Below are 20,295 nucleotides of genomic sequence, written 5' to 3'. Positions count from 1 at the left end.
CGACGAGGACCAGGACTGGCTTGGCCTCGACACCAAGGAGCGAGAAACCGCAATGAGCGCCCCCAAAGCCCCGCAATTGCCTGCGAGCATCTTTCGCGCCTACGACATCCGTGGCGTTGTCGGCGATACCCTGACCAACGAAACCGCATACTGGATCGGCCGCGCAGTAGGCTCCGAGAGCCTGGCTCAAGGTGAGCCGAACGTTTCGGTCGGTCGCGATGGCCGCTTGTCAGGCCCAGAACTGGTCCAGCATCTGATCCAGGGCCTGGTAGACAGTGGTTGTACCGTGAGCGACGTCGGCATGGTCCCTACCCCGGTGCTCTACTACGCGGCGAACGTGCTGGCCGGCAAATCGGGCGTGATGCTGACCGGCAGCCACAATCCTCCGGACTACAACGGATTCAAGATCGTGATCGCCGGCGACACCCTCGCCAACGAGCAGATTCAGAAACTGCGCCAGCGCATCGAGACCGGCGACCTGGCCGAAGGCGTCGGCCAGGCAGAACCGGTTGATGTACTGGAGAGCTACTTCAAGCGCATCCGCGAAGACATCGCACTGGCCAAGCCGTTGAAGGTGGTGGTGGACTGTGGCAACGGCGTGGCCGGCGTGATCGCCCCGCAACTCATCGAAGCGCTGGGCTGCAAGGTCATCCCGCTGTTCTGCGATGTCGACGGCAACTTCCCCAACCATCACCCAGACCCGGGCAAGCTGGAAAATCTCGAAGACCTGATTGCCAAGGTCAAGTCGGAAAATGCCGATCTCGGCCTCGCATTCGATGGTGACGGTGACCGCGTCGGCGTGGTGACTAATGCCGGTACAGTGGTCTACCCCGACCGCCTGCTCATGCTGTTCGCTAAAGACGTAGTCTCTCGTAATCCAGGCGCGGACATCATCTTCGACGTCAAATGCACCCGCCGGCTGACACCGCTGATCAGCGGCTACGGTGGCCGTCCGGTAATGTGGAAGACCGGCCATTCGCTGATCAAGAAGAAAATGAAGGAAACCGGCGCCCTGCTCGCTGGCGAGATGAGTGGCCATATCTTCTTCAAAGAGCGCTGGTACGGCTTCGACGACGGCATCTATAGCGCCGTCCGATTGCTGGAAATCCTCAGCCAGGACAAGCGTAATGCCGAGCAGGTGTTTGCCGCGTTCCCCAATGACATCTCGACGCCGGAAATCAATATCCAGGTAACCGAGGAAAGCAAGTTCACCATCATCGAGGCACTGCACCGGGACGCTCACTGGGGTGAAGCCAACATCACCACCCTCGATGGCGTGCGTGTTGACTACCCGAAAGGCTGGGGTCTGGTTCGCGCATCGAACACGACGCCGGTTCTGGTACTGCGATTCGAAGCTGAGACCGATGAGGAGCTCAAACGCATCCAGGAAGTCTTCCGCGCCCAGCTTTATACTGTCGCGCCCGATCTCACCCTGCCGTTCTGACTTGCGGAGCCCTGCATGACCCTCAGCCGTGAAGCTGCCACCCAATTCGCCCAGGTTCTGTCCGAAGCGCTGCCCTATATCCGTCGCTTCGTCGGCAAAACGCTGGTCATCAAATACGGCGGCAACGCGATGGAAAGCGAGGAGCTGAAGACCGGCTTTGCCCGCGACATCGTGCTGATGAAAGCGGTGGGCATCAATCCCGTGGTGGTGCACGGCGGCGGGCCGCAGATCGGTGACCTGCTCAAGCGTCTGAATATCGAAAGCCACTTCATCGACGGCATGCGGGTCACCGACAGCCAGACCATGGACGTGGTGGAGATGGTACTGGGTGGTCAGGTCAACAAGAGCATCGTCAGCCTGATCAACCAGCACGGCGGCAGCGCGATTGGGCTAACCGGCAAGGATGCCAAGCTGATTCGCGCCAAAAAGCTCAAGGCCACACGGCAGACGCCTGAAATGACTTCACCGGAAATCATCGACATCGGTCATGTCGGTGAAGTTACCGGCGTCAATACCGAGCTGCTTGAAATGCTGGTTCGGGGCAATTTCATTCCGGTCATTGCACCCATCGGCGTGGGCCCAGACGGCGAGTCCTACAACATCAATGCCGACCTGGTAGCCGGAAAAGTGGCCGAGGCGCTGAGGGCCGAGAAACTGATGCTACTGACCAATATCGCCGGCCTTATGGATAAACAGGGGCACGTGCTGACTGGACTGACCACGGCCCAGGTCGATGATCTGATTGCCGACGGCACCATTTATGGCGGCATGCTGCCAAAGATCCGTTGCGCCCTGGAGGCAGTCCAGGGTGGAGTGCACAGCGCTCATATCATCGATGGCCGCGTCCCGAATGCCGTGCTGTTGGAAATCTTTACCGACATAGGCGTCGGCACATTGATCACCAATCGCAAGTAGCGATCACTAGTTCATAAAAAACCCAGTGCTTTTGATCAAGCACTGGGTTTTTTTATTCGGCGCCACTAATCAGACTGACCGAGCAGCTCTCCGACCCGCTGATGCTCACGTGCAAAACTGGTCTCGGCCTGCTTGCGGGCCTGCCTATAGCGCTCGATGTCACGCCGCAAACTGGCCTGTTCCTTGTTCAGATTCTCTATCTGAGTCAACAGCTGCTTGGGCACTGTACGGCCGGCACGCTCATGACCTGCCGCCTGACTCTGGAGATTAGCCTGTTGAGTGCGCAATGACTGCAGATTGCCGCGGGTGATGCCGATGACGCTATCCAGCTCCGACAGCTTGCGCACCTTGGCCCGCTCGACATCTTCAACGCTGGCGTACAGACGGAGCAGTTGAGCATCGGAACTGGCACGCGCTTGCGCCTCGAGCAATCGCTGGCGTTCTTCAGGTGTAGGCGCCGGAGGCACGACGCGCGTTACACGCCCCTGATCATTGAGAACTTCATAGCCCTTGCCGATATGCTGCGGTGGAACGCCCTGTCGATTGAGCACCACGACACCCTTGTCATCGACATAGCGATACAGCTCAGCCTGCACCGTTGCTGCCCCCAGCATCCCCAACAGCAACAGTAACCCGCTCCCTATTCGCATCATCCTGCCTTTTCGTATTCAGTGCGCACGGTACGGCACACCGAAACGCCTGATATTTTTATGTCGAAACACCGAGCTTATACAAACTATAGCTATCTGCAGAGCAATAACTGCACCAACTGGCATGCCTTGCCTTGTCCGGTTTTGAGGTTTGAGTTGCAACAGCTGTCGGAAGCCCGGCTCAGCTCATTCAGGCGCCCCCACATGGGCGAGCAGCTACGGATTCAGTGTTTCAGCCTTTCTGCGTTTCAAACAGTCTCCGACTCGCGCCAGAATTGTCAGGACCTGACAAAACAGAACACTCCGCAACGAAATGAGCTAGATGATGCGAGGACAAATTCAGGTAAACGGAGTGGCGAAAAGGACTGCAGGCTCAAATACCGTATTGATCTCTATAAGCCATGACCGCCGGCAAATGCTGGCGAAGCTGCTCATCCTCAGCCAGGTAATCCAGGACCTGAGTCAACGATACGATGCTCACAACGGGCATCCCGTAGTCACGCTCCACTTCCTGGATTGCAGATAGCTCGCCCTGACCGCGTTCCTGCCGGTTGAGGGCGATGAGTACGCCCGCCGCCGCTGCACCCTGGGTGCGAATGATCTGCATGACTTCACGAATGGCCGTGCCGGCGGTAATCACATCGTCAATGATCAACACGCGGCCGTTCAACGGCGATCCCACCAGCGTGCCGCCTTCCCCATGATCCTTGGCTTCTTTGCGGTTGAAGCACCAGGGCAGGTCGCGGTCATGATGTTCAGCCAGTGAGATCGCTGTTGCCGTTGCCAGCGGAATACCCTTGTATGCGGGCCCGAAGATCACATCGAAATCAATTCCGCTGTCGACAACCGCAGCCGCGTAAAAGCGTCCGAGCTGAGCCAGAGCGGAACCACTATTGAACAGTCCGGCGTTGAAGAAATAAGGGCTGGTCCGCCCGGATTTCAAAGTGAACTCACCGAAACGCAGAACCCCGCGCTCGATGGCGAAGCGGATGAAGTCGCGCTGGTACGCCTGCATGAAGAATATTCCCGGAAGACACTGGCTTAGCTAATTGCAAAGAGCTTGGGTTATCATACACGCACGTGTTTTTAGGGGCCATTTATGCGGATCATCAGCGTCAACGTGAATGGCATTCAAGCGGCGGCGCAGCGGGGTCTTCTCAGCTGGTTGCAAGCGCAGAATGCCGATGTCATCTGCTTGCAGGACACCCGTGCCTCCGCAGTTGAACTTGACGATCCCGCTTACCAGCTCGACGGGTATTTCCTCTACAGCGTCGACGCGGAAATCCCTGAACAGGGCGGCGTCGCTCTGTATTCGCGGCTTCAGCCGAAAGCCGTGATCATGGGTCTCGGCTTCGAGACTGCCGACCGCTACGGCCGCTACCTTCAGGCCGATTTCGACAAGGTCAGTATTGCCAGCCTGCTGCTGCCAACCGGCCGTGGCGGGGACGAAGACCTGAACCAGAAATTCAAGTTCATGGACGACTTCGCTCATTATTTGGATAAGCAGCGCCGCAAGCGCCGCGAATACATCTATTGCGGCTCGCTGTACGTTGCCCACCAGAAGCTGGACGTGAAGAACTGGCGCGACTGCCAGCAGGCCACTGGTTTCCTCGCTCCAGAGAGGGCCTGGCTCGACGAGATTTTCGGCAACATGGGTTACATCGATGCCCTGCGCGAGGTCAGCCGTGAAGGTGACCTGTACAGTTGGTGGCCAGATACCGAGCAAGCCCAGATGCTGAATCTCGGCTGGCGCTTCGATTATCAGATCCTCACCTCCGGCATGCGTCGCTTCGTACGCAACGCCCGCCTGCCACGCCAGCCTCGCTTCTCCCAGCACGCGCCTCTGGTTGTGGACTACGATTGGACCCTCAGCCTCTAAGCTGCAAGCGGATTAGGATGGCATCCAGTCCATACTGATCGCTTCGCCAAGCGGTTTCTGCTTTTCGCTGAAGCTTGCCGCTACTTCACGATCCGCCAGCAGAATGGATAACGATAGGGTCTGCCCTCATTGGCGCGGATGCCCGCGATTACTACCAGCACCAACGCCACCACACTGATTAACGCCATCAGCGGGAAGCCGATAAGGATCCAGGCAAGCGCACCGCAGATCATCAGCAGGATGCTGAAGGTGATCTGAAAGTTCAGCGCCTCCTTACCCTGCTCATCGACGAAGGGGTCCATGTCCTTCTTCAGCTGCCAGACAATCAGCGGTCCCAGCACGTTGCCTATCATCGGCACCAGAAACCAGAAGAACGCCGAATAGTGACAGAACATGGCCCACTGCCGCGCTTGCGCAGAGGGTTGAGGAATCAGCTCTTGATCAGCCATGGCGTTCTCCTTTAGGTCAATCGGCGAGCGCTGCCGTTTGCAGCGCAAACAGCTCCTTCATGCCATCTTGCGCGAGCGCGAGCATGGCGTTCAGCTCGCTTGGCTGGAACGGAGCACCTTCAGCGGTGCCTTGCACTTCAATGAAACCGCCGGCACTGGTCATCACAACGTTCAGGTCGGTTTCAGCCGCTGAGTCCTCAAGGTAGTCCAGGTCGAGCACCGTTTCTCCCTGATAGATACCGACCGAGACTGCCGCAACCATCTGCTTGAGCGGGTCGCCACCTTTCAGACCGCCGCGCTTCTTCAGCAGCTTCAAAGCATCGACCAGCGCAACCATGGCACCGGTGATAGATGCGGTGCGGGTTCCTCCGTCGGCCTGAATCACATCACAGTCGATGTAGATCGTGTTTTCGCCCAACTTGCTCATGTCCAGCGACGCACGCAGCGAACGGCCAATCAAACGCTGAATTTCGAGCGTTCTGCCACCCTGCTTGCCCCGGCTGGCTTCCCGCTGGTTACGATCGCCAGTCGCGCGAGGCAACATGCCGTACTCAGCGGTCAACCAGCCTTGCCCCTGCCCTTTGAGGAAGCGCGGCACGCCATTCTCGATGCTGGCGGTGCAGATCACCTTGGTGTCACCGAACTCCACCAACACTGAACCCTCGGCGTGCTTGGTGTAGTTGCGCGTGATGCGGATGGAACGCAGCTGATCGGCGGCGCGGCCACTGGGTCGCTTCATGAGACTTGTCCTGCTTATGGGGAATGAACGGCGCCCATTATAGAGCGCTCGGGCAACACAACGACCACCGCCGAGCTAAATGGCCTGGAACCTCAGCCCACACCCGTCATTTTTATCAAGCCCAGCCATAGCCGCACGGGCGATACGCGGACGCAACGTGAAGGTTTTTCCTTTACAATCCTTCGCCTTTCGCATCGCACCGAGGGTTCCCCAATGATCCACAGCATGACCGCTTTCGCACGCGCCGAGCAGGCCGTCGACCACGGCACTCTAAGCTGGGAAATCCGCTCGGTGAACCATCGCTACCTGGAGCCCCACTTGCGTCTCCCGGATGCATTCCGGGAACTGGAAGGCGCCGTCCGTGAAGCGTTGCGCAAAGGCCTCTCACGGGGCAAGGTCGAATGTACCCTGCGATTTGCAGAGGACGCCGCTGGCCGCTCCATGCAAGTGGACAATGAGCGCGCCAGCCAGCTGATTGCTGCTGCGGAGAGTGTAGCCGCGCTGATCAAGCAGCCCGCCCCACTCAACCCATTGGAAATCCTTGCCTGGCCGGGTGTCCTGGTCGGTGATTCGGCTGACCCACAAGCGCTCAATAGCGCAGCACTGCAGCTGTTTCACAAGGCGCTCGAAGAAATGAAGGCGGGAAGACTTCGAGAGGGTGAGGAGCTCGCCCGTCTGATCAACGAACGCCTCGACCTGATCGCCGATGAGACCGCCACGCTGCGCGCCCAAGTCCCGCACATGCTCGCCACCCAGCGTCAGAAGGTTCTTGATCGCTGCACAGAGATGCGCGTCGAACTTGAACCGCAGCGCCTTGAGCAGGAAATGGTGATGCTTGCTCAGAAAAGCGACGTCGCCGAGGAGCTGGACCGGCTCAGCACTCATGTCAGCGAAGTTCGCCGCGTACTCAAATCTGGCGGAGCCGCCGGCCGGCGCCTGGACTTCCTCATGCAGGAACTGAATCGGGAAGCCAATACCCTCGGCTCCAAAGCGTTCGACACGCGCAGCACCCAGGCCGCCGTAAACCTCAAGGTGCTTATCGAACAGATGCGCGAACAGGTCCAGAACATCGAATAGCAACTACGCTTGGCCTTAGCCGAATCGACCTCGCCCCCGGCATATCTCAGCAACCGTACAGAGAACCACATGTCAGCCTCCACCGGCACGCTCTACATCGTTTCTGCACCTTCCGGTGCTGGCAAAACCAGCCTGGTCAAAGCCCTGCTCGATGCCCAGCCGCAGGTCAGGGTGTCCGTCTCCCACACCACCCGGGCCATGCGCCCGGGTGAGGTGGACGGCGTCAACTACCACTTCGTCAGCCGCGAGGAATTTCAAGAGCGCTTGAGCCACAACGAATTCCTCGAGCACGCGGAGGTGTTCGGCAATCTGTACGGCACATCGCAACGCTGGCTCGAACAGACGCTCAGCGAAGGCTTCGATCTGATTCTGGAAATCGACTGGCAAGGTGCGCAGCAAGTGCGCCGCCTGATGCCCCAGGCAAAGTCGGTCTTTATCCTGCCGCCGTCTCAGGAAGCCCTTCGTCAGCGTCTGACCAATCGAGGCCAGGACAGCGACGAGGTCATTGAAAAACGCATGCGCGAAGCGGTCAGCGAAATGACCCACTTCGTTGAATACGACTACCTGGTGATCAACGACGACTTCGCCCACGCCCTGATCGATCTGCAGGCGATCTTTCGAGCTAACCAGCTTTTGCAACCTTCACAACAGCAACGCTTCCAGGGTCTGCTGGAGCAGCTGCTGGCCTGAGATCGGCCACTCGCACCGATGTTCGCGACACCCTGCCGACTGCAAGCTGACTGAAACGCCGGCAGCCTTCCGGCGCGGAAACGTTTTACCGCTTCCCTATTGGCTGGTGATTTTTTAGACTATCCCGTCCGCTCGCCCATTCGGGCACGCTTTATCGCTATTGATGAGGAACACCATGGCCCGCGTTACCGTTGAAGACTGTCTGGACAACGTAGATAACCGCTTCGAGCTGGTCATGCTCGCTACCAAGCGCTCTCGCCAACTCGCCACCGGCGGCAAAGAGCCCAAGGTAGCCTGGGAAAACGACAAGCCGACCGTTGTGGCCCTTCGTGAAATCGCATCTGGCCTGGTGGACTATGACGTCATCGCCCAGGACGAAATCGTCGACGACGAGCCGCTGTTCGTACAATACGAGGAAGAGCCGAACGAGGCCCTCTGATTAAATGCCAGGTCGAAGTCGAACCGCAGATGTAGCGCCGCGCCAGCAGGGAGAACTCCCTTGCCAGCCATAGACGCACTTGCCGATCGCCTGTCGACCTACCTCGGCGATGACCAGGTCAATCTGGTCCGCCGTGCCTATTTCTACGCCGAGCAGGCCCACGACGGCCAGCGTCGACGCAGCGGTGAAGCGTACGTCACCCACCCCCTCGCAGTAGCCAACATCCTCGCCGACATGCACATGGATCATCAGAGCCTGATGGCTGCGATGCTGCATGACGTCATCGAGGACACTGGCATCGCCAAGGAAGCGCTCACCGCACAATTTGGCGAAACCGTCGCCGAACTGGTGGATGGGGTCAGCAAGCTGACCCAGATGAAGTTCGAAACCAAAGCCGAAGCTCAGGCCGAGAACTTCCAGAAGATGGCCATGGCCATGGCGCGCGACATTCGCGTAATCCTGGTCAAGCTCGCCGACCGCCTGCACAACATGCGTACCCTTGAAGTGCTGGCTGGTGAGAAACGCCGGCGCATCGCCAAGGAAACCCTGGAAATCTATGCGCCGATCGCCAACCGGCTTGGCATGCATGCCATGCGCATCGAGTTCGAGGATCTGGGCTTCAAAGCCATGCATCCGATGCGTTCGGAGCGTATCCGCGCTGCAGTCCGACGCGCGCGGGGCAACCGCAATGAAATCGTCGACAAGATTGAGCAGTCACTCGTCCACTGCCTGGAACGTGACGACCTGCAAGGTGAAGTAGTCGGACGAGAAAAACACCTCTACAGCATCTACAAGAAGATGCGCGGCAAGCGTAAGGCGCTCAACGAGATCATGGACGTTTACGCCTTCCGCATTGTCGTCGACAAGGTCGATACCTGTTATCGCGTGCTCGGCGCAGTGCACAGCCTCTACAAGCCACTGCCCGGCCGCTTCAAGGATTACATCGCGATCCCCAAGGCCAACGGCTATCAGTCCCTGCATACCACCCTGTTCGGTATGCACGGCGTGCCAATCGAAATCCAGATCCGCACACGCGAGATGGAAGAGATGGCCAACAACGGCATTGCAGCGCACTGGCTCTACAAAGCCAACGGCGAAGAAACAGCCAAGGGCACTCACGCGCGTGCCCGGCAGTGGGTCAAGGGCGTGCTGGAGTTGCAGGAGCGTGCCGGCAACTCGCTGGAATTCATCGAAAGCGTCAAGATCGACCTGTTCCCCGACGAGGTTTACGTTTTCACACCCAAGGGCAGCATCATGGAACTGCCCAAGGGTTCGACAGCGGTCGACTTCGCTTACGCGGTCCACACCGACGTCGGCAACACCTGCATTGCCTGCCGCGTCAATCGCCGGCTGGCACCGCTTTCCCAAGCACTGGAAAGCGGCTGTACGGTGGAAATCGTCACTGCCCCCGGCGCAAGGCCCAATCCTGCCTGGCTGAACTTCGTGGTCACTGGCAAAGCGCGGACGCACATCCGCCATGCGTTGAAGCTGCAGCGGCGTTCGGAATCGATCAACCTCGGCGAACGCCTGCTGAACAAAGTGCTAACCGGATTCGAAACGAGTCTGGACAAGATCGCCCCAGAGCGCATCCAGGCCGTGCTTAGTGAATATCACATGGAAGTCATCGAGGATCTTCTCGAAGACATAGGCCTCGGCAACCGGATGGCTTACGTCATTGCGCGCCGCCTGTTGGCAAGCGAAGGCGAGCAGGCTCCGAGCGCCGAAGGCCCATTGGCCATCCGCGGCACAGAAGGATTGGTGCTGAATTACGCCAAGTGCTGCACCCCGATTCCCGGCGACCCCATCGTTGGCCACCTTTCCGCCGGTAAGGGAATGGTCGTGCACCTCGATACATGTCGGAACATCGCCGACGTCCGCCACAATCCCGACAAATGCATCCAGCTGTCCTGGTCCAAGGATGTCACAGGTGAATTCAATGTCGAACTGCGCGTCGAACTGGAGCACCAGCGCGGACTGATTGCACTGCTCGCCGGCAGCGTGAATGCCGCAGACGGCAACATCGAGAAGATCGGCATGGACGAGCGCGATGGCCGCATCAGCGTCGTCCAGTTGGTGGTGAGCGTCCATGACCGAGTACATCTGGCCCGCGTGATCAAGAAGCTACGTGCAATCAAAGGCGTCATGCGCATCACCCGGATGAAAGCCTAGTTCTACACCAGCGACGCGCCTCGGGGCTTTTGCCCGTTCGCTTCAGCCCGTATCCTCTGGGGCCGCACTCTTCTATCGGAGCACCCCATGAGCAAGACCGTGATCCACAGCGACAATGCCCCGGCCGCGATCGGCACCTATTCGCAGGCGATCAAGGCGGGCAATACCGTGTACATGTCCGGCCAGATCCCGCTCGATCCGAAAACCATGGAACTGGTTGAAGGCTTCGAAGCGCAGACCGTGCAGGTCTTCGAGAACCTCAAGGCCGTCGCCGAAGCAGCGGGCGGATCGCTGAAGGACATCGTCAAGTTGAACATCTTTCTCACCGACCTTGGCAACTTCGCCACGGTCAACGAAGTCATGAGTCGTTATTTCCAGCAACCCTACCCGGCTCGCGCCGCCATCGGCATTGCTGCACTGCCCAAGGCGGCACAGGTCGAGATGGACGCCATTCTGGTGCTTGAGTAACAGACGGCTAGCCAGCCCAGCCCCTCGGCCGGTTGCAGGGAGCGCGACTGATGATGCCAACCGGCCGTTTGGTCCCAAGATTGCTGCTCGCCTGCGCCGGCCTGCTCGCCGCGTGCATTCTCTATCTTGCAGAGCCGGCGCTACTGCAGACCCTGCGCAATAACCTCTTCGATCAGTATCAGCGCTGGCAGCCACGCCCAGCGCCGGCAGATACCAAGGTGCTGGTGCTGGATATCGACGAGGAGAGCCTCGCACGCATCGGCCAGTGGCCATGGCCGCGTAACGTGATGGCGCAACTGCAGACACGCTTGCACGAGGCCGGCGCAGCAGTGGTGATATACGACGTTCTTTTCGCAGAACCGGATCGCAGCTCTCCGGCGCAACTGATCAAGCTACTTCCCCAGGCGCTTGCCCCTCAGCTCCAACAACTGCCCGATCATGACCAGATGTTCGCCACTGCCTTGTCCCTGGGGCCGAGCGTGCTCGGGTTTGCGGCAACGCGCGAAGCGACTCAGGCGACACCGAAAAGTCGCTTTGCCGTGCAGCTCAATGCTGATGCCGGCAGCCCCGGATTTCCGTCCTATGCCGGTGCCACCATAGCGTTGCCCGAACTCGAAACCGCGGCCGCCGGCAGCGGTGCCATGACCTTCCAGCCTGATGGCGATGGAGTCGTGCGGCGGGTACCGCTGATGATTCGAGTCGGCGATCACCTGCTGCCCTCGTTATCCGCCGAAGCGATACGCGTCTACCTTAAGCAGCGTTTTTACCGTATCGATGCCGATGAGCGCGGAGCCATCACGCGGGTCGATATCGGCGGCACCCGCCTGCCGACCAACCGCACCGGTCAGCTCTGGGTCCATTACCGCGCTGACATGAGCGAACAGACGATTCCGGCGTGGCAGCTGCTTCAGGATCAACCAGACACACGGCTGCAAGATGCGCTGGTGCTCATCGGCAGTTCGGCACAGGGACTGCAGGATCTGCGTTTTAGCCCGCTTGGAGGCATGATTCCCGGCGTCCAGGTGCATGCTCAAGCAATAGAGCAGGCCTTGTTCGGTGCCCCCTTGCAGCGTCCACACTGGGCCAATCCACTCGAAGCGCTGACGCTACTGCTCGCGGCATTGCTGATTTGCGGCGTAACACTGACCACCGGCGCGCTGACCGGCGCCCTTGTCTCTGCGAGCGTGCTCGGCGCGCTGAACGTACTCGCATGGTGGGCCTATTCGACTCACGGACTGCTGTTCGATTCGCTCAGTCCTTCCATCGGCCTCTTGCTGGCCTATCTGGGCGCCAGCATCGCCCGACACCGCGCCAGCGAACGGCAGCATCGCTGGGTGCGTGACGCCTTCTCGCGCTACATCTCACCCAATCTCGTTGAGCACCTGGTCAGCCATCCGGATCAGTTGCAGCTAGGCGGCGAGCGTCGTCATTGCAGCTTCGTGTTCACCGATCTCACCGGCTCTACCAGCTTGATGGAAGGGCAGCCCCCGGAACGGGTGGTCAGCATGCTTAACGAGTACCTCGAAGGCATCATCCGGATCGCTTTTCGACACGAAGGCACACTAGAACGCATCATCGGGGACGGCATGGCCATCCTGTTTTCCGCCCCAGTGGTTCTGCCTGACCATCAGCGTCGTGCGCTCGCCTGCGCACTCGAAATCCGCCAGTTCACCCGGCAGCACGCCGCGGCCCAGCAGGCTGAAGGAATCGCGCTCGGCCTTACCCGCATCGGCGTGCATAGCGGCGATGTGGTGGTAGGCAATTTCGGCGGTTCGACGCTGTTCGACTATCGGGCTCTGGGCGATGCGGTAAATGTCGCGGCGCGACTGGAAAACCTCAATCGCCATATCGGTACCGAACTCTGCGTTTCCGAGGCGATTCGCGACGCAAGCCCGGAAACGCCCATGCGGCCCGTCGGCGAGGTCGTACTCATGGGCAGACAGCAGCCAATCCGGCTTTATGAGCCCTGCGAAACCATAGCGGACGACGCTTACGAGGCGGCCTACACGTTGATGGCCGATGGCGACGATGATGCCGTGGAAGCGTTCGAGCGGCTGAAGGCACAACGACCCGCCGACACACTGGTGCAGTTCCAGCTGGAGCGTCTGCGCGCGGGGATGCGCGGTGAGCTTATCGTGATGACGGAAAAATGAGCCGCCTCAACGCACGCTGATTTCGACCCGGCGGTTGCGCGGTTCGGAGACCCCATCAGGCGTCTTAATCAGCAGGTTACGCTCGCCATGGGATGCGACGCGCAAGTCGATCACCTCGATCTTCCGCCGTCTGAGCAGATCAGCCACCGTTTGCGCGCGAATCAGGCCGAGCTGCTCGTTCCAGCGCGGCCCACTGAGCGTATCGGTATGACCAATTACCGAGACAGCGGACGGGCCACGCAACCGTATCGCTTCGAACACTTCGTCAACTGCCCGCTCAGATTCATCGGTCAGCTCGGCACTGCCAATCTTGAAATACAGCTGAAAGCGCTGCGGCAAAGCTGGCTGGGCTGCCAGCGCAGCGGCGAAGTCGCGGGTTATCCGAAAGTCGCCAACATCGAACGTGCCCGATCTGGCAAGCCCTGGCCCGATGTTGGCAGCCTGATTCTTACGATCCAGCCGGGTATGACCCTTACTGTCTTCGATCACCACAGCGCCAGTGGTCCCGTCCGGGCTTTCCAGCAGCACCACGTAGTTACCCGTCGCGCATCCTGACATCAACAGGGCAACGCACAACAGCGCGAGCCCTTTGCAAAACACTGAACTCACTCGCTGACCTTCACCAGAAAATGCGTGCCCCGAACGCCAATGGTACCGGTTGGGGTCTTCAACTCGACGGCTTCCGGTTTGAGCTTGGCAATCACGCCGGAGATGAAATTCAGCGTGCCGCGACTGATGCGCGCGCTCAATCTGAGCTCTTCGTGCGCAGGCTCGAACTGGTACTCGTCGAGGACAAACTCACTGTTGGGGCCGAACGACATCACCGTGTTGTCGCTGAGGGTGACGCCCATTGAGCCCTGCGGACCGGTGCGCAGCGTTGCGCCCAGGATCACGGCCTGCCCGACCCGGGCATCGATGGTCTGGCCACGGCTGGTCACGGTTGCGGGACTCTGGACTTTCATGATGTAGCCAATCGGCTCGCTTATCTCCTCGGCCCATGCCAAACCGGAGGCCGTCAAAAAGCCAAGGACGAGCACTGTTCGGGCGAATTTCGGCGCTGCATCCTTTTTACTGACCATGATCAATGTACTCTCCGTAGCTGGCCAATGGCCTGCGAGTCGACGCTACTGCAACCTCAGGTTCGGTCGCACGATGTTTTCTGGCACTTCCGTCAAGTAATCGCCGCAGGATGCAGTATGACCTCTAGCAAATACAAGCTCAGCTACGAGACCTGGGCCTCAGCGCTAGTCACCCTGTTTGTTCTATTACCCACCGTACCGGCGCTCATGCTGGTTGGTTTCGAGTGGTTCGATCTGCGCAGCATGCTGATCTCCGAGCTGCTGATCATGTTCGTGGGCCTCCCCCTGCTGCTGACCTGGCTCGGAAGCATCCGTCGCTCGCTCAGTGCCCTGGCAGACGATACCCGGCGTATCCGCCAGCTTGATTTCAGCACCGGCAACAGCCCGGGCTCGCTTATCCGCGAGCTCGACGATCTGCATCGCCAGCACGACGCCATGCGTAACTCACTGCATGTGCAGAACCAAGCCCTCGAAGAGGCGCAGGAGAAGCTCGCAAGCCTGGTGGAGAACGGCATGTTGCTTTCCTCAGAACGCGACAGACACCGTTTGCTGCAGCACATTCTCCTGCAAGGCAAGCGCATCTGTAACGCCGATGCCGCAACGCTGTACCTGATGACCGACCATGACAGCCTGCGCTTCACGCTGCGCTCGAAGGCCGATGATCTACCTGACGTCGAAATCCCGCTGCATGACCCGCAGACCGGCACGCCCAACGAGCGGCACGTGTCGACCTACGTGGCGTTGAGCAAGCAAACCCTGGTCATCGATGACGTGTACCGCGAGACACGCTTCGATCTTTCCGGCACCCGCCGGTTCGACGAGGAATCCGGCTACCGCACGGTCTCGATGCTCTGCGTGCCACTGGTCGCCCACGGCGGAGAGGTACTCGGCGTATTGCAGTTCATGAACGCTCTGGATCCCGTCAGCGGCGACGTCACCAGCTTCTCCAGACAGAGCCTGCGGTTCGTCGAAGCGTTGGCTTCACAATCCGCGGTCGCACTGGACAACCATAATCTGATCGACTCGCAAACCGCGCTTATCGACGCGATGATCGAGATCCTGGCCGGCGCAATCGACGCCAAGAGCGCCTACACCGGTGGTCACTGCGCGCGCGTGCCGGAACTGGCGATGATGCTGGCCGAGAAAGCCTGCGCCACCAACGAAGGTCCGCTGGCCGATTTCAATTTCGAAACCGAGGAGCAATGGCGGGAGTTTCGCATCGGCGCCTGGCTGCACGATTGCGGCAAGATCACCACGCCCGAGCACATCGTCGACAAGGCAACCAAGCTGGAGACGGTCTACAACCGCATTCACGAAATCCGCATGCGCTTCGAAGTGCTGCTGCGAGACGCCATGATCGAGCGACTCGACGCACTTGGGACCGGCGAAGCGTCTGAATTCGTTGAAGCCCGCTACGCCGCCACGGTGGATCGCCTGAAGGACGAGTTCGCCTTTGTGGCGCAGTGCAATATCGGCAGCGAGCTGATGGCACCGGAGCGAGTCGAGCGCCTGCAGCGTATCGCCGAGCAATGCTGGACTCGCCACTTCGATGACCGGCTCGGTATTTCCCACGAGGAGGCAGCTCGCCTGCAGAACTTCCCGTCCAAAGCGATACCAGCATCCGAAAAGCTGCTGGCGGACAAGCCCGAACACCTCATGCCCCATATTGCGACCAAAGCACTGGATCCGAAGTACGGTTTCAAGATGAGCGTGCCGGATCATCAGCTCAATTTCGGCGAACTCTACAACCTGAGTATCAATCGCGGCACGCTCACCGCCGAAGAGCGCTTCAAGGTCAACGAGCACATCGTGCAGACCATCGTGATGCTGGAGAACCTACCCTTCCCCAAAAACCTGCGACGTGTCCCGGAGTACGCAGGCACCCACCATGAGACGCTGCAGGGCACCGGCTACCCGCGCCAACTGGGACCGCATCAGCTGTCAATTCCGGCGAGGATCATGGCCATCGCGGACATCTTCGAAGCGTTGACCGCCTGCGACCGACCTTACAAACAGGCCAAGCCGCTCAGCGAGTCGCTGCGCATCCTGGCGCGGCTGCGTGATCGCGGCCATATCGATGCCGATCTCTTCGCACTGTTTCTGTCATCCGGAGTGCATCTGGTCTACGGCGAGCGCCACCTGCTGACCGAGCAACTGGACGAGGTGGACATCGCTGCGCTCATGCAGCCGGGTATCGACCCGGCAGAATGATGGGTATGCGAATTCAGATCGCGATCCGACCTTCCCACAGTTCCTTGTCGTCGAGTTGGCAGGTATCGACGTAACGCGGCAGGCCGCTGATCTCCTCCAGCTCGGTCATGCCGGCGAGCTGGCTGACGATGCGGTAGCGCTTGCCGGCGGTCTTGTCTTGCAGCGGATAGAGCACAGCGATCTGCTGGGCTAATTCAGTAAGGGTGGACATGGTGCGGGGACTGCTCTGGGTATGAAAAGCCAGGCTATTTACTACGAATTGCCGCTTCTTGCGCGAAGCAGCCGACGCCTAGCATTCCGCTCATCGGAACGGCTTGTTTCGGCCCCGAGAGCGAGCCCGTCCACGACCGGGTTCTTCACCGCACGCCTTCCTGAATAGCGTCCTTCGACAAAGCAGCCGCCCGATGTTCTCCGACTTGTTCCACTTGTTCTAACGGCCGTATCGCGCGTTGCGCCGCGTTGGGACGGCCGCACCGAATTCGCACCACAGGTGAGCGCATCAGGGCTCAGCGCTACGCTGACCGTGCAGTCAGCAACCCAGTCAAATCCACTCTTAAAACAGGGAGATAAGTCGAATCCGAGGCGTTGTGGCACAGCCGGTGCACCTTCAAACACAGGCGTTATGCCCTGTTAGTACAAGTTGCTCAACCGCCAAGGTGATGACAATGCACAACCGGAATAGCCTGCTTACAACCTCGTTTCTCGGATCGCTCGTGTTGTTCAGCGGCCAGGCCGCTGCCGAGACCATCCGCATCGGAATCGGCCATCAGAGCATGGTCACCAACACCGTCTCTGGCGGTGTCGTGCTGGAAAAGCTCGGCCTGCTGGACACGCACTTGCCCAAGACAGGTAAATATCAGGACGCCGACTACCAGATCGAGTTTCGAGACTACGATTCAGGCCCGCCGATCACTAATCAGATGCTCGCCGGCAAACTCGACTTCGGTGTCATGGGCGATTACCCGCTGATCGTCAACGGCGCCAAGTTCCAGCAAACCGGCAAGCAGCAGACGCGCTTCATCGCCGTGACCGGTTACAACCTCAAGGGTACCGGCAATGGCATCGTCGTTCCGGCCGCGTCTTCCGTGCAGAGCTTGCAGGACCTGGCCGGCAAGAGCCTCTCCACGCCGGTCGGTAGTGCAGCCTGGGGCATGACGCTCAAAGTACTGCGTGATGCCGGTCTGTCCGACAAAGTCACCCTGGTCAACCAGAGCCCACCCGTTGGCGCAGCCAACATCGCTGCCGGCAAGATCGACGCACACGCCGACTTCTGTCCCTGGTCGGAGATCATGGAATTTCGCGGCACTGGCCGGAAGATCTATGACGGCAGCGAGGCAGGCATTCCCACCTTTCACGGCATCGTGGTGCGCGAGGCCTTTGCCGAGCAATACCCGGAGGTGGTCCAAGGTGTACTCAAGGCTACGCTGGCCGCACAGAAGTGGATCAGCGAAGACCCGATGCGCGCCGCCACCCAGGTGGCCCAATGGACCGGTGTCGACAAGGAAGTGCTCTACCTCTACTTCAGCGAAGGCGGCATCTCGACCATGGAAGCGAGCATCAAGCCGCAGTGGGTCGAGGCCATGAAGTACGACCACGCACTGCTCCAGAAGGAAATGGACATTCCCGACCTCGATTTCGCGGCGTGGATCGATGATTCCTATCTGAAGCAGGCTTACGCCGCCTCGGAGCTCGATTACGACGCCATGGTGCAGAACGTGATCAGCCCCGCCCCCAGGGCACCGGGTCGCAAGCCCGCGGAAATCTGGTTCGCCGACAAAGGCATCGTCGCCTACGACAGCACCGCCGCGATGCTTGCCGCCGAAGAAAAGTCCAAAGCTGCGGGCACCGCGATCAACGCCACCTACGTCTACGACAACCTCACCGGGCTGAAGCTGTTCGGCAAGGCTGCCTACCTGATCAAGGATCCGAGCGGCGAAGTGCTCGCCTTCATGAAGAAGAGCGACTCGGAAGGGCACATCGCCGAAAGCGGAGGCGTACCGCTGATCGCCTCACAGCCAGTCGCAATGTTGCCCTGACCCGCATGAATGCGCCGCAGAGCGCAACCAGACCTGAGCCGAGGAGCGTAGCCATGAATACCAAGCCGAACCCTGTGTTCGATTCAGCCGCACCGGTGCCCGCAGCGGTAGCGTCGCCGACCCTGGAAGTAGCGGCGACGCCCAGCGCGCCCGCTGCCCCGGCAGATGCCAGCAAAAGCCTGCCGCGTCGGCGCATATCAGAGATGGCCGGCCGCTACGTGGTGCGCATCGCCGCGCTGCTGATGGCGCTGGTGGTCTGGCATTTCGCGTCAACTTACGGTTTCAACTTTTTCATCAACTTTGAAAACGTGCCGACGCCGCTGCTCGTGGGTGAGGCGCTGATGAGCCAGTTGTCCAGCTCGGAGTTCTACCTGCACATCGTCCACAGCCTGGAACGCATCGCCATCGCCTACGCCTATGCAGTGGTGCTGGGCGTATTGACCGGGGTGATGATGGGCAGATCACGCTGGGCCGAGGACATCATTCTTCCGTATATCGAACTGTTTCGGCCGATCCCGGCGGTGGCCTGGATTCCCTTGGCGATCCTGATGCTGCCCACCGAACAATCGAGCATCGTGTTCATTACCTTCCTCGGCGCCTTCTTTCCCATCGTGCTCAATACGGTGCACGGCGTGGAGCAAACCCCGGACGTGCTGGTGCGCGCCGCTCGCAGCCTCGGCGCTAGCAAGAAGGCAATTCTCTGGCATGTAGTGATCCCAGGAGCGATGCCAAGCATCGTCGCCGGGCTGGCGATCGGCATGGGCGTGGCCTGGTTCTCTTTGCTCGCTGGCGAAATCATCAGCGGCCAGTACGGCATCGGCTACTTCACCTGGACCAGCTACACCCTGGTCAAGTACCCCGAAATCATCATCGGCATGCTAGCCATCGGCTGCCTGGGCACCCTTTGCACGCTGCTCGTGCGCAAGGCTTGCACACCGCTGCTGCACTGGCAGGCCAAAGGAGGTCGGCCATGAACAGTGCTGTTCAGGACAACCGCCTCGCAGTACTTGACCACAGCCGGCTCCGAGCAAAGGCCAACAGCAAGGGCGACGGTCGCGGCCAAATCAGCGTGCGCAACCTGCACATCGAATTTGATCACCAGGGCGGCAAGCGTGCCGCCGTGCAGGACGCCCAACTGGAAATCCGCCCCGGCGAGTTCGTCTGCCTGCTTGGTCCCTCCGGTTGCGGCAAGTCCACCCTGCTCAATGCCATGGCCGGATTCGTCAGCCCGACCCGCGGTGAGCTGACCATTGATGGCAAAGGTGTCGACGCGCCGAGCCCCGACCGCGGCATGGTGTTCCAGCAGCACTCGCTGTTCCCCTGGAAGACCGTACGCGACAACGTCGCATTCGGTCCGCTGATGGCGGGCGCATCGCGCAACGAAGCCTGCAGCGTGGCACGTACCTTTCTCTCGCTGGTTGGCCTGGCGGCGTTCGAGGACGCCTATCCCGGCACGCTGTCGGGCGGCATGCAGCAGCGAGTGGGCATCGCCCGCGCGCTGGCGAACTACCCCAGCGTGCTGCTGATGGATGAACCCTTCGGCGCGCTGGATGCGCAGACGCGAATCATGATGCAGGAGAACCTGCTGGAGATCTGGCGCGAATTCAAGAACACCGTGGTGTTCGTCACGCACGACATCGACGAGGCGGTGTTTCTTTCCGACCGCATCGTGGTGATGAGCGCCAGTCCCGGGCGAATCATCGCTGACATCAAAGTCACCCTGCCCCGGCCGCGCGAGCAGAGCCTGCTCACCAGCGCCGAGTTCATAGATTACAAGCGCCAGTGCCTGGATCTGATTCGCCAGGAAACCCTGCTCGCTTTCCAACAGCAAAACGGAGCCTGAACCATGCGTGATTGCCGACGTTTCTCGCTTTCACTCGACATGACCTGTCATGAC

Annotated in this window: 20 protein-coding genes; 13 read left to right on the top strand and 7 right to left on the bottom strand. The window is 59.9% G+C overall.

From position 1 onward, the window contains the following. Nucleotides 1-52 precede the first annotated feature (52 nt). Together algC and argB are read left to right on the top strand one after the other, a co-directional pair. Nucleotides 53-1,444 (top strand): phosphomannomutase/phosphoglucomutase, encoded by a 1,392-nt coding sequence (algC, locus tag NA619_RS04680; RefSeq protein ID WP_255960829.1) that lies wholly within the window; start codon nucleotides 53-55, stop codon nucleotides 1,442-1,444. 15 nt (nucleotides 1,445-1,459) lie between these two features. Then, nucleotides 1,460-2,359: an acetylglutamate kinase gene (gene argB / locus NA619_RS04675; RefSeq protein WP_255960429.1), complete on the top strand. Its 900-nt coding sequence runs from the start codon at nucleotides 1,460-1,462 to the stop codon at nucleotides 2,357-2,359. A gap of 65 nt (nucleotides 2,360-2,424) precedes the next feature. On the opposite strand, the gene NA619_RS04670 is transcribed toward argB, so the two are convergent. Further along, nucleotides 2,425-3,009 (bottom strand): DUF4124 domain-containing protein, encoded by a 585-nt coding sequence (locus NA619_RS04670; protein WP_255960828.1) that lies wholly within the window; start codon nucleotides 3,007-3,009, stop codon nucleotides 2,425-2,427. 373 nt (nucleotides 3,010-3,382) lie between these two features. Further along, a complete protein-coding gene (pyrE, locus tag NA619_RS04665; RefSeq protein WP_255960428.1) occupies nucleotides 3,383-4,024 on the bottom strand; it encodes an orotate phosphoribosyltransferase in 642 nt (213 codons plus the stop codon). 84 nt (nucleotides 4,025-4,108) lie between these two features. On the opposite strand from pyrE, the gene NA619_RS04660 reads away from it, so the two are divergent. Then, nucleotides 4,109-4,888, top strand: coding sequence for an exodeoxyribonuclease III (locus NA619_RS04660; RefSeq protein ID WP_122167171.1), 780 nt, complete (start codon nucleotides 4,109-4,111; stop codon nucleotides 4,886-4,888). 80 nt (nucleotides 4,889-4,968) lie between these two features. Here the strand turns inward: NA619_RS04660 and NA619_RS04655 are convergent, their stop codons facing one another. Both NA619_RS04655 and rph read right to left on the bottom strand, forming a co-directional pair. After that, a complete protein-coding gene (locus NA619_RS04655; protein WP_255960427.1) occupies nucleotides 4,969-5,337 on the bottom strand; it encodes a DUF4870 domain-containing protein in 369 nt (122 codons plus the stop codon). Between the two features lie 16 nt (nucleotides 5,338-5,353). Further along, nucleotides 5,354-6,076 carry a ribonuclease PH gene (gene rph, locus NA619_RS04650; protein WP_255960426.1) on the bottom strand — a complete coding sequence of 241 codons (723 nt, stop codon included), beginning with the start codon at nucleotides 6,074-6,076 and terminating at the stop codon, nucleotides 5,354-5,356. Between the two features lie 213 nt (nucleotides 6,077-6,289). On the opposite strand from rph, the gene NA619_RS04645 reads away from it, so the two are divergent. The 6 genes from NA619_RS04645 (at nucleotide 6,290) to NA619_RS04620 (ending at nucleotide 13,072) form a co-directional block, all read left to right on the top strand. Next, nucleotides 6,290-7,153 (top strand): YicC/YloC family endoribonuclease, encoded by an 864-nt coding sequence (locus NA619_RS04645; protein ID WP_255960425.1) that lies wholly within the window; start codon nucleotides 6,290-6,292, stop codon nucleotides 7,151-7,153. 69 nt (nucleotides 7,154-7,222) lie between these two features. Beyond that, the gene (gene gmk, locus NA619_RS04640) at nucleotides 7,223-7,843 is read left to right on the top strand and encodes a guanylate kinase (protein WP_255960423.1); all 621 of its coding nucleotides are present in this window, start codon (nucleotides 7,223-7,225) and stop codon (nucleotides 7,841-7,843) included. A 175-nt stretch (nucleotides 7,844-8,018) separates the two neighbouring features. Then, nucleotides 8,019-8,282, top strand: coding sequence for a DNA-directed RNA polymerase subunit omega (gene rpoZ, locus NA619_RS04635; RefSeq protein ID WP_045431137.1), 264 nt, complete (start codon nucleotides 8,019-8,021; stop codon nucleotides 8,280-8,282). Nucleotides 8,283-8,342: 60 nt separating this feature from the next. Then, complete coding sequence (spoT, locus tag NA619_RS04630; RefSeq protein ID WP_255960419.1) at nucleotides 8,343-10,451, top strand: bifunctional GTP diphosphokinase/guanosine-3',5'-bis pyrophosphate 3'-pyrophosphohydrolase; 2,109 nt, start codon at nucleotides 8,343-8,345, stop codon at nucleotides 10,449-10,451. 87 nt (nucleotides 10,452-10,538) lie between these two features. After that, entirely contained in the window at nucleotides 10,539-10,919 is a 381-nt protein-coding gene (locus tag NA619_RS04625) for a RidA family protein (RefSeq protein WP_122167183.1), read from the top strand. Between the two features lie 50 nt (nucleotides 10,920-10,969). Continuing rightward, nucleotides 10,970-13,072: a CHASE2 domain-containing protein gene (locus NA619_RS04620; protein WP_255960418.1), complete on the top strand. Its 2,103-nt coding sequence runs from the start codon at nucleotides 10,970-10,972 to the stop codon at nucleotides 13,070-13,072. Between the two features lie 6 nt (nucleotides 13,073-13,078). On the opposite strand, the gene NA619_RS04615 is transcribed toward NA619_RS04620, so the two are convergent. Together NA619_RS04615 and NA619_RS04610 are read right to left on the bottom strand one after the other, a co-directional pair. Beyond that, nucleotides 13,079-13,681: an OmpA family protein gene (locus NA619_RS04615; protein WP_255960416.1), complete on the bottom strand. Its 603-nt coding sequence runs from the start codon at nucleotides 13,679-13,681 to the stop codon at nucleotides 13,079-13,081. Next, nucleotides 13,678-14,151 (bottom strand): FecR family protein, encoded by a 474-nt coding sequence (locus NA619_RS04610; protein WP_255960414.1) that lies wholly within the window; start codon nucleotides 14,149-14,151, stop codon nucleotides 13,678-13,680. Before NA619_RS04610 ends, NA619_RS04615 begins: the two co-directional genes overlap by 4 nt. Nucleotides 14,152-14,268: 117 nt before the next feature. Between NA619_RS04610 and NA619_RS04605 the strand changes: the two genes are divergently transcribed. Next, nucleotides 14,269-16,362, top strand: a complete 2,094-nt coding sequence (locus tag NA619_RS04605; protein ID WP_255960412.1) for an HD domain-containing phosphohydrolase — start codon at nucleotides 14,269-14,271, stop codon at nucleotides 16,360-16,362. Between the two features lie 13 nt (nucleotides 16,363-16,375). Here NA619_RS04605 and NA619_RS04600 read toward each other — a convergent pair whose 3' ends face one another. Beyond that, entirely contained in the window at nucleotides 16,376-16,573 is a 198-nt protein-coding gene (locus NA619_RS04600; protein WP_255960409.1) for a hypothetical protein, read from the bottom strand. A 454-nt stretch (nucleotides 16,574-17,027) separates the two neighbouring features. On the opposite strand from NA619_RS04600, the gene NA619_RS04595 reads away from it, so the two are divergent. The 3 genes from NA619_RS04595 to NA619_RS04585 are packed head-to-tail and all read left to right on the top strand — an operon-like array spanning nucleotide 17,028 to nucleotide 20,241. After that, entirely contained in the window at nucleotides 17,028-18,398 is a 1,371-nt protein-coding gene (locus tag NA619_RS04595) for an ABC transporter substrate-binding protein (protein ID WP_255960407.1), read from the top strand. A 53-nt stretch (nucleotides 18,399-18,451) separates the two neighbouring features. Then, nucleotides 18,452-19,372, top strand: coding sequence for an ABC transporter permease (locus tag NA619_RS04590; protein ID WP_255960405.1), 921 nt, complete (start codon nucleotides 18,452-18,454; stop codon nucleotides 19,370-19,372). After that, nucleotides 19,369-20,241: an ABC transporter ATP-binding protein gene (locus NA619_RS04585; protein ID WP_255960404.1), complete on the top strand. Its 873-nt coding sequence runs from the start codon at nucleotides 19,369-19,371 to the stop codon at nucleotides 20,239-20,241. Before NA619_RS04590 ends, NA619_RS04585 begins: the two co-directional genes overlap by 4 nt. The last annotated feature ends 54 nt before the right edge of the window (nucleotides 20,242-20,295 follow it).

The organism is Stutzerimonas stutzeri (assembly GCF_024448895.1).
Taxonomy (GTDB): Bacteria; Pseudomonadota; Gammaproteobacteria; order Pseudomonadales; family Pseudomonadaceae; genus Stutzerimonas; species Stutzerimonas stutzeri_Q.
This window is presented reverse-complemented; position numbering and strand designations above follow the sequence as displayed.